General features: G+C 54.2%; 13 protein-coding genes and 1 pseudogene. 8 read left to right on the forward strand and 6 right to left on the reverse strand.

Going from position 1 to position 14,726, the window contains the following annotated elements; translation table 11 throughout:
• The coding region (locus tag K9N21_22715; protein ID MCF8146730.1) for an AMP-binding protein at positions 1-641 on the forward strand (641 nt) is incomplete at its 5' end.
• An 18-nt stretch (positions 642-659) separates the two neighbouring features.
• Positions 660-2,543 carry an aldehyde ferredoxin oxidoreductase family protein gene (locus K9N21_22720; protein MCF8146731.1) on the forward strand — a complete coding sequence of 628 codons (1,884 nt, stop codon included), beginning with the start codon at positions 660-662 and terminating at the stop codon, positions 2,541-2,543.
• A gap of 31 nt (positions 2,544-2,574) precedes the next feature.
• On the opposite strand, the gene K9N21_22725 is transcribed toward K9N21_22720, so the two are convergent.
• Together K9N21_22725 and K9N21_22730 are read right to left on the reverse strand one after the other, a co-directional pair.
• On the reverse strand, positions 2,575-2,790 hold the full coding sequence (locus tag K9N21_22725) for a hypothetical protein (protein ID MCF8146732.1): 216 nt from the start codon (positions 2,788-2,790) through the stop codon (positions 2,575-2,577).
• An 81-nt stretch (positions 2,791-2,871) separates the two neighbouring features.
• Positions 2,872-3,063: pseudogene (locus K9N21_22730) on the reverse strand (type II toxin-antitoxin system RelE/ParE family toxin).
• A 446-nt stretch (positions 3,064-3,509) separates the two neighbouring features.
• Here K9N21_22730 and K9N21_22735 point away from each other — a divergent pair.
• On the forward strand, positions 3,510-4,745 hold the full coding sequence (locus K9N21_22735; GenBank protein MCF8146733.1) for an acyl-CoA dehydrogenase family protein: 1,236 nt from the start codon (positions 3,510-3,512) through the stop codon (positions 4,743-4,745).
• A 16-nt stretch (positions 4,746-4,761) separates the two neighbouring features.
• Here the strand turns inward: K9N21_22735 and K9N21_22740 are convergent, their stop codons facing one another.
• The 4 genes from K9N21_22740 to K9N21_22755 all read right to left on the reverse strand — a co-directional run bounded on the left by K9N21_22740 (position 4,762) and on the right by K9N21_22755 (position 8,305).
• The gene (locus K9N21_22740; GenBank protein MCF8146734.1) at positions 4,762-5,307 is read right to left on the reverse strand and encodes a DUF2293 domain-containing protein; all 546 of its coding nucleotides are present in this window, start codon (positions 5,305-5,307) and stop codon (positions 4,762-4,764) included.
• A gap of 208 nt (positions 5,308-5,515) precedes the next feature.
• Positions 5,516-6,502: an omptin family outer membrane protease gene (locus tag K9N21_22745; protein ID MCF8146735.1), complete on the reverse strand. Its 987-nt coding sequence runs from the start codon at positions 6,500-6,502 to the stop codon at positions 5,516-5,518.
• 253 nt (positions 6,503-6,755) lie between these two features.
• Positions 6,756-7,919: a DUF4143 domain-containing protein gene (locus tag K9N21_22750; protein MCF8146736.1), complete on the reverse strand. Its 1,164-nt coding sequence runs from the start codon at positions 7,917-7,919 to the stop codon at positions 6,756-6,758.
• A gap of 128 nt (positions 7,920-8,047) precedes the next feature.
• On the reverse strand, positions 8,048-8,305 hold the full coding sequence (locus K9N21_22755) for an AbrB/MazE/SpoVT family DNA-binding domain-containing protein (GenBank protein MCF8146737.1): 258 nt from the start codon (positions 8,303-8,305) through the stop codon (positions 8,048-8,050).
• A 458-nt stretch (positions 8,306-8,763) separates the two neighbouring features.
• On the opposite strand from K9N21_22755, the gene K9N21_22760 reads away from it, so the two are divergent.
• From K9N21_22760 to K9N21_22780, 5 genes are all read left to right on the forward strand, one after another.
• Positions 8,764-8,904, forward strand: coding sequence for a hypothetical protein (locus tag K9N21_22760; GenBank protein MCF8146738.1), 141 nt, complete (start codon positions 8,764-8,766; stop codon positions 8,902-8,904).
• Positions 8,901-10,769: a TRAP transporter fused permease subunit gene (locus tag K9N21_22765; protein ID MCF8146739.1), complete on the forward strand. Its 1,869-nt coding sequence runs from the start codon at positions 8,901-8,903 to the stop codon at positions 10,767-10,769. The genes K9N21_22760 and K9N21_22765 overlap by 4 nt, the downstream gene beginning before the upstream one ends.
• Positions 10,770-10,782: 13 nt before the next feature.
• A complete protein-coding gene (locus K9N21_22770) occupies positions 10,783-11,799 on the forward strand; it encodes a TAXI family TRAP transporter solute-binding subunit (protein MCF8146740.1) in 1,017 nt (338 codons plus the stop codon).
• A gap of 165 nt (positions 11,800-11,964) precedes the next feature.
• Entirely contained in the window at positions 11,965-12,714 is a 750-nt protein-coding gene (locus K9N21_22775; protein MCF8146741.1) for a GntR family transcriptional regulator, read from the forward strand.
• Positions 12,711-14,129 carry an aryl-sulfate sulfotransferase gene (locus K9N21_22780; protein MCF8146742.1) on the forward strand — a complete coding sequence of 473 codons (1,419 nt, stop codon included), beginning with the start codon at positions 12,711-12,713 and terminating at the stop codon, positions 14,127-14,129. The genes K9N21_22775 and K9N21_22780 overlap by 4 nt, the downstream gene beginning before the upstream one ends.
• Positions 14,130-14,726 lie beyond the last annotated feature (597 nt).

Consider the following 14,726-nt stretch of genomic DNA (forward strand, 5'->3'; position numbering starts at 1 on the left):
GCGCTTCAGAGGCCGGGGTCCTGACGGTTCTGGATATCAAGGATCACGTGCTCGACGGCCCGCCTGAAAAGGTGGCACGGCTCGCCTCCTGCGGCAAACCCCTTCCCGGGGTCAGCGTAAAGGTCCTGAATGAGGCGGACAAAGAAGTGAAACCCGGCGAGATCGGAGAACTGACCACCAAGGGCGACATGGTCATGAGGGGATACTGGAAGATGCCCGATGAAACCGCCCGCACCCTGAAGGACGGCAGGTTTTTTACCGGCGATCTGTGTACCGTGGATGCGGAAGGGTATATTTTTATAAAAGACCGAAAAAAGGATATGATCATCAGCGGCGGCTTCAACGTCTATCCGTACGAGGTGGAGAGCGTCCTTCAGGAACATCCGGCCATTGTGGATGCAGCGGTTTTCGGCATTCCGGATGAAAAATGGGGGGAGGCGGTCTGTGCCCAGGTAGTATTGGGCAAGGGGATGAGCGTGGATGAAGAGGAGATCCTTCGATTTATGAAACAGCATCTGGCTGATTACAAGAAGCCCAGGAAAATCGAGTTTGTATCCAAAATACCGCGTACGCCTACGGGCAAGATTCTCAAACGCGAACTGCGGGCCAGGTATTGGGAGGGCCAAGAGCGAAAAGTGTAAACGAAAGGTGTAAAGGCCATGAACGGCAATACCGGAAAAATCATCGAGGTTGATCTTACCAAAGGCGATATCGGGATAACGCACCTGCCGGAAGACTATTACACAAGATATGTGGGCGGGAGCGGTCTCGGGGCAAGGCTCTTCTGGGACCGGGGAGACTTTGATGCCGACCCGCTGTCCCCCCAAGCCATGCTCCTCTTCATGAACGGTCCCTTTGCCGGGCTTAGGCTTTCCGGAACCAGCAGAAGCAGTGTTGCGGGACGCTCGCCGCTGACACGGGGATTTTCCGAATCCTCCTGTGGCGGCTATTTTGCCCCTGAATTGCGGTACGCGGGCTTTGACGGGATCATCATAACGGGCGCATCACCTATGCCTTCGCTCCTTTTGATAAGGGATGATCATGTCGAACTCGTGGATGCACGCGCCCATTGGGGGCGTGGGGTCGAGGAAACAACCCGATCGTTGAAGGACCAATACGGCAAGAAGTTCAGGACCCTTGTGATCGGTCCGGCAGGAGAAAACCGCGTCCCTTTTGCCAATATCCTGAATGAAGCCCATCACGCATTCGGGCGCGCCGGTTTCGGGGCCGTCATGGGCGCCAAGAACCTGAAGGCCATTGTGGTAAATGGAACAAACCGGTCCGTGAAAATGGCCGACCCCAAGCGGTTTGAAGAACTGCGGGCCGAGCTGAACCCGAGGATCCGGGAAGGACTCATCTCCGAGGTGCTCCACGATTTCGGCACCGCGGGGAGCCTGGAGGGGCACGTCTATGACGGTGATGTCCCCATCAAAAACTGGACTTCCAACTTTTGGGAAGAGATGGCGGAGGCCCTTACGGGGAGCACCCTGGAGGAAAAATATCTCACCAGGCGGGCCACCTGCGCCTTCTGCGCCATCGCCTGCAAGCGGGTCGTGGCGGTCAAGGAAGGACCTTTTGCCGTTCCCGAGGGACCCGGACCCGAATATGAGACCATTGTAAGCTTTGGCGCCCTCCTGGGCGCCATGGATCTCGCCGCAACCTGCAAGGCAGGGAGAATGTGCAACGATCTGGGGTTAGACACCATATCCGCAGGGGCAACCATCGCCTGGGCCATGGAGGCATTTGACAGGGGAGACCTCACGTCGGCGGATGCGGGGGGAATGGACCTCAAATGGGGGGATATGGAGCGGGTGATCGACCTCCTGCCCATGATCGCAAAAAGGGAGGGAAAGATCGGGGAACTTCTTTCGCGGGGCAGTTTATGGGCAGCCAACAAGATCGGCAAAGGCGCCGTTGCCTATACCGCCCAGAGCAAGGGCCTGGAGGCCCCCATGCATGATCCCAGGGGCGGCGGCCACGGCAAGGCCCTTGCCTATGCCGTAAGCCCCAGGGGGGCGTGCCATGTTTCCACGACCATGCATTTCATGGAGTCGGGAGCGTGCTATTACCCTGAAATAGGCTTTGATTATGATCTTGAACCCATGACCGGCGAGCTGAAACCGGAGGTCGCGGTGGTTGCGGTGGAGTTGGGCAGCATCGAAAACAGCGCGTGCTACTGCCAGTTTGCCGATCGGCAGATCACCCTAACCGAATGGGTTGATCTGTTTAACGCCGTTGCCGGTTACGGATGGGAAATCCCGGATATGATGCGGGCGGGCAGAAGGATATTCTACTTGAAAAGACTCCTCAACCACCGGTTCGGTTTCAGGGCCGTGGATGACGATCTCACCCCGCGCATGCTTGAACCCGCAAGGGACGGGGAGCCGGAGGGGGTCGAAATGGACCTGGCCGGCATGAAGGAACGATTTTACGAACTCATGGGCCTGGACCCGAAGGAAGGGATTCCGCTGAAAGAGACACTCCTGAGATTCGACATGGCCGATGAAGCCCAATCGGTCTGGGAGCGGATGCGTGTTGACTAACGTGACAACCTCGGCTAAGGCTTATGCATCCTCAAAAAGGGATGTCCTCTTTTTCCAAATCATCGTCATCATAATCTAATGGCATCATTTCACTTGCAAGATTGAAAAAAACACCCAAAGACTCGCATAAATTCTTTACAATTCGGCTATAAACCTCTCTTTCATTTAGTTCCTTTGCCTTGGCCATTGCTTTCAATGCAGAATTTAATTCTTTTGACAAACCGTCTATTATTTTATCAGGATCCATAAAATAAGTTCTCCTTTCTATTTGTGATGTGAACGTTACCAATAACCAGTCCAGGCGGTTCTATAGACTGGCCTGGGGCGTAGGAAATCTCTTGGACAGCATGCGATGGTAACTGAAAACCTTTATGTGGACTCCGACATAAAGGACCAGGGAATCAATATCGGAAAACAGAGAATCAAAGAAATACTCTCTCAGCCCTTCTCCTTGCTTCTCGTAGAACAATCTCCCCTCATGTAAATCTTCAATTGCAGAAGAAGGAACCTTGATTTTCATTCGAATCGTTCCCTAAGTTCCTTTCTTGCGGTATTCCATTCGACTTTCTTTTCCTCTCCCAAATACTCTCCCCTCTCCACTGAAAATCCAATGTTGGCCAAGCTATCTCCAGTTCTTTGCAAGCGCCGCATGAGATATACCAATTTCAATTAAAGTTTTAAAGAGGATTTCCCCGTCTTGATATGATGTAATACTCTGGGAGCGTCTAATCGGGCTAATCTTGACATAATTTCCCATCTATCATTTTCTGATTACCCTGTTAATCTTAATATCTTAAGGTCATCCCGCTGCCCGTCCCGCTGCCTGTACGTATCAAGGGGGCAATTGAACCGAAATGCGTTCATGGCCTTTCAGCTTAAATCCGCAAAACTATACTTTCGTATAATTTACACCGTAAGGATCATCTGTTAAAATGACAGGGAACACGAAACAAAGGAGGGTGGAACATGTCTGAGCACCGATATCTGGATCTCTTCCTCAGCGAGGAAGACAAGATGGCCAAGGAAGCGTTTAGAAACTTTGTCGATAAAGAGATTATGCCTTTTCGCCAGAAAATAGACGATGATGAGGAGCACCATATCGTCAATAAGATCCTTCAGGGCATGACCGAAATGGGCATTCAAAAGGCGGCTTTTCCAACGGAGTACGGAGGCGGGGGCAGCACCTCGCTCGTCTCTGCGGCCGTGATGCATGAAGAATTCGGCAGGGGAGACAGCGGAATAGCCACGGCCGCCACGGTGACCACCTGGGCGTTCAACGCGGCCATCATGGCCAACAACAAGGCCGTGCTGGATCATTTCGCCCCCATGTTCTGCGGGGATAAACTGAAAAAGGCCTGTTTTTCCATCACCGAGCCCGGCGGATCCCATGGCGGCGGGGGATGCGATATAGAAAATCCCTCGCTGCACGGAAGAAAGATCAGGACGACGGCCAAACTGGATGGGGACGAGTGGGTGATCAATGGACAGAAGGCCTGGGGTTCCAATGCGGGTGTGTCAGAGGCCTACTGCGTGGTCTGCACCACCGATCCCGAAGCAGGGGATGAAGGACTTGCCCTGATCTATGTGCCTTCGCCCACAGAGGGACTTTCATTTGGAAAATTTGAAAACAAAGCGGGTATGCAAGGGGACAGGAATTGCACCATGTATCTGGAAGATGTGAGGGTCCCCAAAGCCTTTCGTGCGGCAGGGCCCGGTGTGGACGCCCAGCTGTTCCACGGGAATGTGATCGCGGCACGTATCCTTACAGGCGCCCTTGCCGTGGGAAATGCCCAGGCTGCCTATGAAACGGTGCTCAAATACACGGGGGAACGGATCGTATCGGAAAAACCCATACGGCAGCATTCCATCTGTGCCGGTATCCTGGCGGACATGGCCATCGGGATTGAAACAGCACGTATGTACTATCTCGGAGCGGCCTACATGTTTGATCACCCCGATGTTTATGGTCCCCCCTTCTCGAATTTCATGCTGTCAAGGGCAAGCATCGCCAAGGTGTACGCGGCGGACGTGGCCGTCATGGTCACCAACAAGGCCATGGAACTCATGGGTTCCTACGGCTACGTGAGGGACTATGATGTGGAAAAATACTGGAGGGATTGCAAGATCATCCAGTTATGGGAAGGCGGCGCGCAACTGGGGCGTCTGGATGTATGTCGGGGCTACTACGACTGCAATCTTTAAAAAAGGTGCCCCGTCCTCAGGTTTCTCGTTTCCAGTTTCCGGTTCGGCCAGTTTTCACCGGTCGCCTGCTTGGTGCCTCCCATTTCTGCAAAATCCGGGCAATGGTCTCCTCGACTGCAGCACGCGCCTCCCACCTATCGTATCCCTTTGCCAGAAGTTCGTCGTATCTCGTCTCGCTGTGTCGCAGGTGAGCGGTCACTGCTAGACGCACTGCCTGCTCATCCAATGCCTTGGCAAAGGCAGACCGTCCAATTCGTCCGCTGTATTTGAGGCAGGCGTGCTCCGCTATTTCTCGTTCGCTCCCGGCTGGGCAGCCGGGGAATAGTTCTCTTACTCGTGCAGCGAACTGATCCAAATACCGACGGTCCAATTCTTCTCTGCGGGTGGCCGCCCTCTTTCTCCGTAGCTCCCTAAGGTCCTCATCGCCGAGACACTCTTCTTCCGCTTTCTCCAACGCCTGCGCATCGACCAGCAGTCCCTGGCGTTCATATCGCTTTCGAGCACGACTCCATTTCAGCACAACAGCAGAAAGCCTGGAGTGTTTGCGGGCGCGTCTGGTCAAAGCTACATTTCCAGCCGGGAGGAAAAGAAGATGGTCTAGATCGGCGCACGACAAACAAAGAGCGCCCCTATCCCCGGCGAGAGTGATCCAAGCCTTTGAACCGAGTTCTTCACCACACTCATTGCACCTCGTTTCTCGGCTGGAGATGAACACCTTAATTTCTTCCTTCCCACGCTGCAATTTCGCTGTCTCTCCTATGATTGCGTTTCTAAAAGACATATTCCAAGCTGAGCGAAAGGCTGGTCTGCCTGGACCAGACCTCGACCCCGTGGTGAAAGGTGAAATCGATGTCGAAGGCATCGTTCTGCAGGCGATGAGACCCGGTGGTGGACAGCCACAGAAAATCCAGCTCCAGGCCGAGGGTAAGGTTTTTGAACAGCCCGGCCTTCAGACCAAGGAGGCCGTGCCAAGCCTGACCGCACGTATTCTCGAAGGTGAACCGTTGACCGGCCCTGAGGAGGTGAAGATCCTCATTTTCCCCCTGAACGTAGGCCCAGTCCGCCTGCAAAGCCAGATTGAAACGGTGCAACGGGGCATACGCGGTCAAGTCGAAATCGCCCTTCAACCCGATGAAGTACTGCCGGTAGGTCTGGGTGAACCGGATGCCGTCCCCCGGCAGAGGCATGGGCGGCTCTCCCAGTACGTACTGAACCCCGTCGTGGGTGACCAGCCGGAAGTGCTGCCAGCGGAATCCGATCACCGGCCGAAGATCTATGGTTGAGGGGAGCCCCAGCCAGTCCGAAACCCTCAGATCAGCGTCGACCCTGATGGCGTAGCTGGGCTCGATGCGGCAATAGGATTCGGAGTAGATGGTGCGAAGCCCGGGGTTTTCCTCGTCGTCCCAGTCCGAATCGCTCATCTTCCCATCGGCCTCGGAAGAGAGGCTTGTCAAGGCCTCCAGGCCCAGCGAAAATCTCTGCCAGCCTGCCCTCCCTTCCAGCCCGCCCCACCAGGAGTCCAGGGGAAACTCCAGTCGGCTCAGAGGGGCCTGATAAGGGGGGAAGGGATTTCCGAACTCGTAGGAAGTGTAGCTGTCGAGGAGCCTCCTGATCTTCACTCCCGCGGACCACTGGGCTCCCAGAAATGACTCCTCTTCCTTGGCCGTCTCGCCAGAGGCGGTCCCCGCCAGCAGAACCAGGATCAGGCCGAATCCGGCCAGCAGCCGATTAAGGCCGGGTTTAAACCGAGTACGCACACTGACACCGAGGATATCATTGCTGTGAATAAATGCAAAACCTAACAACCTAACAGCGTGCCGCTGCCCGTTCCAGGTCGTGTTCAGCCGGGGCACGTCCGCTCATAATCGTGTAATTGTATATAAACGCCAAGTACTGCCCTTGCTTCTTCCGTGAACTTGTCACCCATTAGTATTGACAGAATAGTTGGCAAAGATGCGTCCCGATGCCCACGGGGTTTTGCTGAAACCGGACGACCCGGCTCTATTTCATTCACGCTGAAAGATACTCCTCCAGCAACCGAATATACATCTTCCATGGAAGGACATGCACATCTTCCAGGCGGAATGGGTTTTCCACCTGGGCAACGACGTGGAGAGGAACGTCCGGATAATCCTCTCGAAAAGCGCGGAGACCGCTCAGATGGCCCCCTGAGATATGGGAAGCAGACTTGATTTCAAATGCGCCGATCGGGACTCCATATTTCTCGATGATAAGGTCCACCTCTGCCCCGTGGTTGGTCCGCCAGAAGTAGAGGCCCGCTTCACTTCCGAGATAATTCAACATCCTGTATGTCTCCAGTATGACCCACTGTTCAAAGAGACGCCCTGTGCGCACCGGGTCCGGCGGGGCTGTCAATTGCCGGTTCAGGCTGTTTGTGACGCCCATGTCAAAAAAATAAAACTTGGGATGGGAGACCAGTCGCTTCCTGAGACTTTTGGACCAGGCCTGCAGCCGAACTCCGATAAGGGTATCTTCTAAAATTTCATAATAAGACTGCACAGTACGGGTGGGAACCTGGCACTCCCTTCCGATCGCTGTGTAACTCACCAGTTCTCCGAACTGACTGGCGGCCAACTCCAGAAAACGGGAAAAGCCCCCGATGTTTCTTACCAGGGCCTCTGCCTGGATTTCTTCCGTAAGATAGGTTTCTGTGTAGGACTTGAGAATATCCATTTTGGTTTCCGGACTTCTGCCGTAAACCCCGGGAAGGCTCCCAAACTGGAGGATATCCATTAGAGAAAAGGTATCCGCAATCTCCTTATAGACAAAAGGGAACAACCGGCGCTGGACCGCCCGCCCGGCCAGCAGATTGACGCCGGCCCTCCTTAGTTTGCGAGCGCTCGATCCTGTAAGGGCGAACAGGCAATCAGTCCCCTCAATGAGGTGGTGGACCTCGTTCAGCAGATCCGGAACCCTTTGCACTTCATCAACGATGATCCAGCGGATGCCCTCCTTTTCGATTTTCTCCAGGGCCTCCAGCCGAAACTGGTCCGGACGCTTGACATACCGAAGAAAAACATCGGTCATCAACAGATCAATTTTCCAGGCAGCCCGCCCGAAGACGTGGTCTACCAGGGTGCTCTTTCCGGTCTGCCGCGGCCCGAACAGAAAAAAGGATTGAGTTGTCGGTAAACGGCATATTCTGTGTATCATGATGCAGGATTGTACGGTATTTCTGCAACGAAGTAAAGGATTAAATCATGATCGAAATACTGGGCCAACCTCACCCTCCCGCATTTTTAGGGAGTCGGCCTCTGCGAATCCCCCTATAAAATCAACCATCAAGGTCCAGGTGTCACGCTGGCATCACCAATATCAGATCTTCTAATTCCAGCTTTTTTCCCTTCTTTCCTGGCCTTCTCAATGAGGCCATCAAATTCATCAAGCGATGGTGGTGTTATGTTTTTCAGGATAACCACATCTTTTTCACCAACGACGACAAACTGAGCACCAGACCTTAGATTTAGTTGTTTCCTTATATTTTCAGGAATAACGACTTGCCCTTTCGAGGACATTTTTGTGGTTGAAACACTGGCCATAATAAACCTCCATTCGACCTTATTGTCTTACTGGTAAGATTTAATGGCAACCCTTATAAAAAAGCAAGCCCTATATTGATACGATGTAAATACCACGAATCGGGTGATAATCGGCGCTTCTTGCGATGGACTGTCCTCTCTTTACACTGAACATCCAATGTCGGCTAAACTCATCTCCAGCTTTTTGGCGAGCGCCGCATGAGATATACCAATTTCAATTAGAGTTTTAAAGAGGATTTCCCCATCTTGATATGATGTAATACTCCGGGAGCGTATAATCGGACCAATCTTGGCATACAAAATAATGGTTTCTGACGCCGGTTTTTATTGAAGCAAAGATCATTTTTTTCAAAAGGCTAAAATGTTGCAAACCCAACTTTTGCCTTGACAAACGATTGGGTTAATTGGTAACCCATTATCCATTCCAAGTGATTCCAGGCAACCGGAGATGGGTAGTCATGAATATTGAACTTTTCTTGGTGCACACCACTTTCTTCGACGTATCGAATGGATTTTCCCACCAGCCCTTCACCAAGCACGGCGCTTTTGATTGTTCTCAACCGCAATGGTTTCTCACCTTCAACGGAGAATTACCTTGAATCGTAACATTAGGTTCGCAGCGGATCTGTTGTGCGCAGGGCTGGCCGTCTTTGCGGTTATCGTGGCCTATATCGGCGTCTTCGACATGGTGGTGGTCTCCGGACTTACCGTGCTATTGGCCTTGCTGGCCTGTTTCTTCCGCATGGAGCTGAATAAAAGCGAAAAATCCCCCAATCGGCTGAGACTCGCCCTCCACGGCCTGATGGCCCTCTCCCTGATCTATATTTTTTGGGAATGGGGCCAGGTGATGTTCGAACAGGAGGAAACCATCATCTCCATCAGCCTGAAGCAGAACGCCTTTGCTTGGGTCGCCATCATCCTCATTAGTTATCTGACCTATCGCTTTTTCGGTATCCCCATGCTGGCGGTTGCGGTGGTATCGGCCGCATATCTGCTGTTGCCCCCTGCCTTGGGGGGAGCCGGTGTCGGCTGGCAGCACGCAATGGAGAACTTATGGTTCTCCACCGACGGGGTCTTCGGCCGACCGGTGGAAGTGGTGAGTCGCACCGTCCTGGTATTTATCGTTTTTGGCGCTGTACTGCAGCAGTCCGGCGCGGGCGATGTGTTGTTGAAGATCGCCTTGGCCGCCACCGGTCGCTTTGCCGGCGGACCCGCTCACGCCGCCGTGGTTGCATCGGCCCTTTTTGGTTCGCTGTCCGGGACCGCAGTGGCCAACGTGGTTTCCACCGGTGTGTTCACCATACCCATTATCAAGAAAGTCGGTTTTAAACCCAGTTTCGCCGGCGGGGTGGAGGCGGCGGCCTCCACAGGAGGGCAGATAATGCCCCCGGTGATGGGAGTGGTGGCCTTTCTCATGGCCGATATTACCGGCATCCCTTATCTCAAGATCATCGTGGCCGCCCTGATTCCCTCGATCATGTACTACAGCTCCCTCTTCATCGTGGTTTTTATTGAGGCCAAGAGGCTGGGGATCGAAGCGCTGCCCAGGAAAGAGCGGGTTGGGCTGACCAGGGACGACCTGCTAAAGAGCCTGGCCCTGGTGGTCCCGCTGGGGGTGATCATCGCGGTTCTGGTTACCGGTCGCACCGCCCAGAACGCCGGCTTTTACGCTCTGCTCAGCTCCTTCGTGCTCTGCCTGGTGCTGTTCCCGGATTTCCGGCGGCCCGCAAAATGGTGGCGTGCCCTGATCGACTCGGGCAAGACTTGTGCGATCCTGATGATCATCGTCAGCGCCATCGGCTTTGTCATAGGGGTGATCAACATGACCGGGATAGGCCTCATGTTTGCCGAGGCTGTTCTTTCGGTAGCTTCCAGCAACCTTTGGCTGGCCTTGATCTTCGTCATGCTCTCCTGCCTGGTCATGGGCATGGGCGTGCCCACGGGCGCGGCCTACTTGATGATTGCCATCGTGCTGGGGCCCGTACTTAATAAATTGGGGCTTTCGTTGATGGCGGCCCACCTATTTGTGGTGTATTTCGGCGTCCTCAGCGTGGTCACCCCTCCGGTGGCCTTGGCGGCTTTTGCCCCCGCCCCCATCGCCGGGGCCAATCCCATGGAAACCGGTTTCCAGGCCACCCGCCTGGCTATCGCCGGATTTATCATCCCCTACTTGTTTGTTTTTCATCCGGATTTGTTGCTTATCGTGGGCGAACTTAGCCTCGTGGGTCTGGCTTGGGCTGTCTTCATCTTTTTTGCATCCACTTGGGGGATAGCCACTGCGCTGGGGGGCTGGGAATGGAATAAATTGCCCCTTTGGCAACGCGCAGTGAGGGTGTTGGCGGCGGTCTTGTTGATCGTTCCGGGTGTGCCTTCCGGACTGACGGGGGCAGGGCTGCTGGCGGGATGTCTGATATTGAACTTGCAGGCTATTCGTAGGCTGCAACATCCATCAATTCAAACCTAAAAGGAGGGACAGCATGAGTAAAAAGCATATCTGGCGGATGATCTTTACAGTATCCTTGCTCCTGGCCATGGGCACCATGGCCCAAGCGACCGAGACACTCAAGATGGCCACCATCGCTCCGGGCTCGTCGGCCTATCTGACCATGACCACCATGGCCACCATGATCAACCAGGCGCAGGACGATCTACAGATCAAGGTGGATGCCACCGGCGCGGCCACCAAGCATATGATCGATCTGGCCGAAGGCAAGATCGACCTCTGCATGACCAACCCGAACATTTATTTCTTCATGAAGAATCAGAAGGTCATGTATAAGAAGCTGAAGGACGCACCTGCGTTGTCCGAGAACCTGAGACTTCTTTTCTGGTTCCCCTATGGCCAATATCATTTCGTGACCTACGCCGACTCTGGTATCAAGGAGCTTAAGGACATGAAAGGCAAGAAGGTCTTCCTGGGCCCTCCCGGCGGCGGGGCCTGGAACGCCGCCCGGGAATGGGTGGTTGCGACCACCGGCATGCAGCCCAACAAGGAGTTTGACAACGTCAAAGGGAGCTGGTCTTCGGCCTTCCAGGGCTTCCAGGATCGTCAGTTCGACGTTTACGTGGTCGGTGGAATCGCGCCGTTCCCTCAGGTGGAGCAGTTGGCCTTGACCTCCTCGTTGCATCTTTTAGGCTTGACAAAAAAGGAGTATGAGGCCAACCCGGAGGCGATCAAGGTGACCACCAAGCCCGGCCGCGAGGTGGGCATCATCCCGGTCGGCGTATACGGCAAGGGAGTGGACAATACGCAAGACGTCTACACCCTGGGCTCTATAGTGGGGGTGGCCATCAATAAAAAGATGGAAAACGACACCGCCTACAAACTCACCAAGCTGTTCTGGGAGCAGACCAAGGAAAACACCAAGACCCACCCATGGTTGAAGCACCTGACCATGGACTACGCGGTGCGTAACGGCGGTATGCAGTTACACCCGGGAGCCGTGAAATACTACAAGGAGCAGGGGATCAAGATTCCCGCCGGCTCTGAATAGGACGGGCGCCACGGAGAGCCGGCCGTGTTGCTCCGGCCGGCTCACCGCGGCATCACATTGCCAATGGCGCGATTAAGCTTTAAGCGCCACCGCCCTACAAAGTCCCGAATCAATATGAACCATTTCTAAGATAGCAGGCGTTTCTGTAAGAGAAAGGTCATCCTTATGACGTTCAAGAGTATCGATAAATCCCGCCGCTTCCTGCAGGTATCCCGCCAACTGCGTAAATCCATATTCGACGGCACATATCAGTTGGGGCAAAGGCTCCCCAACGAAAGGGAGCTGGCCGAGACCTTCGGCACCAGCCGCATCATCGTACGGGAGGCGATCTGGGACTTGAAGAAATCCGGACTGGTGGAGGTGAAGCGGGGCGCCCACGGCGGAGCCTTTGTCCAGGAGATGCGGCACGATGCGGTCACCTCGGTGATGCGCGACGTGGCAAGTCTTGGCAAGGTGAGGCCGGCCCATATCATCGAGGTGCGCCTTCTCATCGAGCCTGCCGTGGCGGCCCTGGCCGCGGAAAGGGCCACTCGGGAGGACCTTCAGAAGATGAAGCAGTATTTAGAAGTTATTCCCAAAACACAAACAGATGAATATGTGCATTGGCAAATAGGCTTTCACCGCTTGGTTGCTCAGGCCTCGCAAAATCCCCTGTTTGCCATGCAGATCAACATATTCTTGGATTTTTCCGAAGACATGGTCTTGAACCTGAGGAAAAAGGATCGCCTTTATCACGACACCACAACCCATCCGGTCATTTTGGAGAAAATAGCCAAGAGGGACATCGATGGTGCGCGGAGTCTTTTTTATAACCATTTACTCGAAATAAAACCGGCCTTCGATGACTGGGAAGAAAAATTCGGCAACAACGGCTTGATGGATTCGGAACCCAATCGCAAGGAGCATCGGTCATGACCTACCCGAGTATCTACCCTACTGGGACAACCATCTATGATCCCTCGGAGTGCTGGAGCGGTTACACTATTTTCCAGGCAAAGGAACTGGGGGCTCTGCTTATCGACATGAATGGAACCGAGGTGAAGCTGTGGAAGGGCCTGCACGGCCTGCCTAATAAGATGCTTCCCGGTGGCCATGTTCTGGGGGCGAGCGGAGAGCGCAATACCCGATACGGAATGCAGGATTTCATTGACGTGGTGCAGGTGGACTGGGAAGGGAAGGTCGTCTGGCGGTTCGATAGACATGAATACATCGAAGACCCGGGCGAAGCGCCGCAATGGATGGCCCGCCATCACCACGATTTTCAGCGGGAGGGAAACCCGGTGGGTTACTACGCCCCGGGCATGGATCCTCTGACCACGAACGGCAACACGCTGGTCCTGTGTCACAAGAATGTACGCAACCCTGACATTTCGGACAAACTCCTGCTTGATGATGTTTTCCTCGAGGTCGATTGGGCCGGCGGAATCGTTTGGGAATGGGTGTTAAACGAGCATTTCCGCGAGTTCGACTGGAGCGAGGAAGCGCGCAACATTCTGTACCGCAATCCCAATCTGCGTAATTGTGGCGGGGACTGGATGCACGTCAATTCCATGTCCGCCCTTGGACCCAACAAGTGGTTTGATGCCGGCGACGGTCGCTTTCACCCGGAGAACATCATCTGGTCTGCTCGTGAGTCCAATATCATTGCCGTCACCGACAAGAAATCCGGCAAGATCGTGTGGAAAATAGGGCCGGAATACAACACCAGCCCTGCCCTGAAAAAACTAGGATGGATCATCGGCAAGCACCATGCCCATCTCATCCCCAGGGGGCTGCCCGGTGAAGGCAATCTACTTGTTTTTGACAACGGCGGGTGGGCCGGGTACGGTGCGCCCAACCCGGGCGCTCCCACAGGAATCAAAAACGCCCTTCGCGATTACTCCCGGGTGCTGGAGATCGATCCTATTACCCTGGAAATCCTCTGGCAGTACACCCCGGCCGAGGCAGGATATCGCATGCCCATGGACGCCAACCGCTTTTACAGCCCTTTCGTCAGCAGCGCCCAGCGCCTGCCCAATGGTAATACGTTGATTACAGAGGGTTCGGGGGGCCGTCTCATCGAGGTAACGCCGGATCACCGCATCGTCTGGGAATACATCAGCCCCCATTTCGGACAGTTCGCCCGTTTCAACATGATCTACCGTGCCTATCGCCTGCCTTATGAGTGGGTGCCCCAACTGGCCGCGCCCAAGGAGATCCCGGTTGAGCCGGTGAATATCTCTACCTTCCGCATGCCCGGGGCCGCCACTCCCGGTCCGGTGGAGGTTACCCAAGTACCCGGCGTCAAGCCATATCAGCGAGCCGAGGTTTTGTGCGTTCTTAGGACGTAGGACATGAGGAAAGGGCAGGTTTTTAAATCAGCGCCTTACCAAGTGAAGCAAGCAATTAAAATTATTGATGGAGATTGCACATGGAGTATACAGTGGAGCGGCAGCGGGACGCTCTTTCACAATTTAATAACTCATACATCAAGTGAATAATTGGCGCTTCTTGCGATGGACGCTCCCCTCTCCACTGTAAATCCAATGTTGGCTAGACTCATCTCCAGCCTTTTGGCAAACGCCGCATAAGATATATCCAATTTCATTAAATTCTAAAAGGATGTCCCGGTCCTGATATGATGCAATACTCCGGGAGCGTATACTCGGGCTAATCTTTGCCTAATTTCTCATCCATCATTTTTGTCGGCCTGAATTCTGTGATTAGGCTTCTGCCTCGTTCTCAGCGATTCGAATTTCATAGTGCTGAGAGCGTTGATCGAATCGCGAAAGTAGTTCACGCGCCTTGGGTGCCCCCTGTGTCAGAGTAGTTGTCGGATGAAGCAGGAGAGAAGTGGCGACACCCCCGTAGGTGAGCGTAGCGAACCGGAGGGGGTGTCGGAGGCGACCCGCCATCCCCATTTCTCCTCAATACGAACATGAAGCGGG

The sequence above is a fragment of the Deltaproteobacteria bacterium genome (genome assembly GCA_021737785.1).
Classification (GTDB): domain Bacteria; phylum Desulfobacterota; class DSM-4660; order Desulfatiglandales; family Desulfatiglandaceae; genus AUK324.

Bases quoted from the DNA above. Each gene is read 5' to 3' on its own strand.
- K9N21_22720 (MCF8146731.1), top strand. From the start codon at position 660: ATGAACGGCAATACCGGAAAAATCATCGAGGTTGATCTTACCAAAGGC.
- K9N21_22725 (MCF8146732.1), bottom strand. From the start codon at position 2,790: ATGGATCCTGATAAAATAATAGACGGTTTGTCAAAAGAATTAAATTCT.
- K9N21_22735 (MCF8146733.1), top strand. From the start codon at position 3,510: ATGTCTGAGCACCGATATCTGGATCTCTTCCTCAGCGAGGAAGACAAG.
- K9N21_22750 (MCF8146736.1), bottom strand. From the start codon at position 7,919: ATGATACACAGAATATGCCGTTTACCGACAACTCAATCCTTTTTTCTG.
- K9N21_22755 (MCF8146737.1), bottom strand. From the start codon at position 8,305: ATGGCCAGTGTTTCAACCACAAAAATGTCCTCGAAAGGGCAAGTCGTT.
- K9N21_22760 (MCF8146738.1), top strand. From the start codon at position 8,764: ATGAATATTGAACTTTTCTTGGTGCACACCACTTTCTTCGACGTATCG.
- K9N21_22770 (MCF8146740.1), top strand. From the start codon at position 10,783: ATGAGTAAAAAGCATATCTGGCGGATGATCTTTACAGTATCCTTGCTC.
- K9N21_22775 (MCF8146741.1), top strand. From the start codon at position 11,965: ATGACGTTCAAGAGTATCGATAAATCCCGCCGCTTCCTGCAGGTATCC.
- K9N21_22780 (MCF8146742.1), top strand. From the start codon at position 12,711: ATGACCTACCCGAGTATCTACCCTACTGGGACAACCATCTATGATCCC.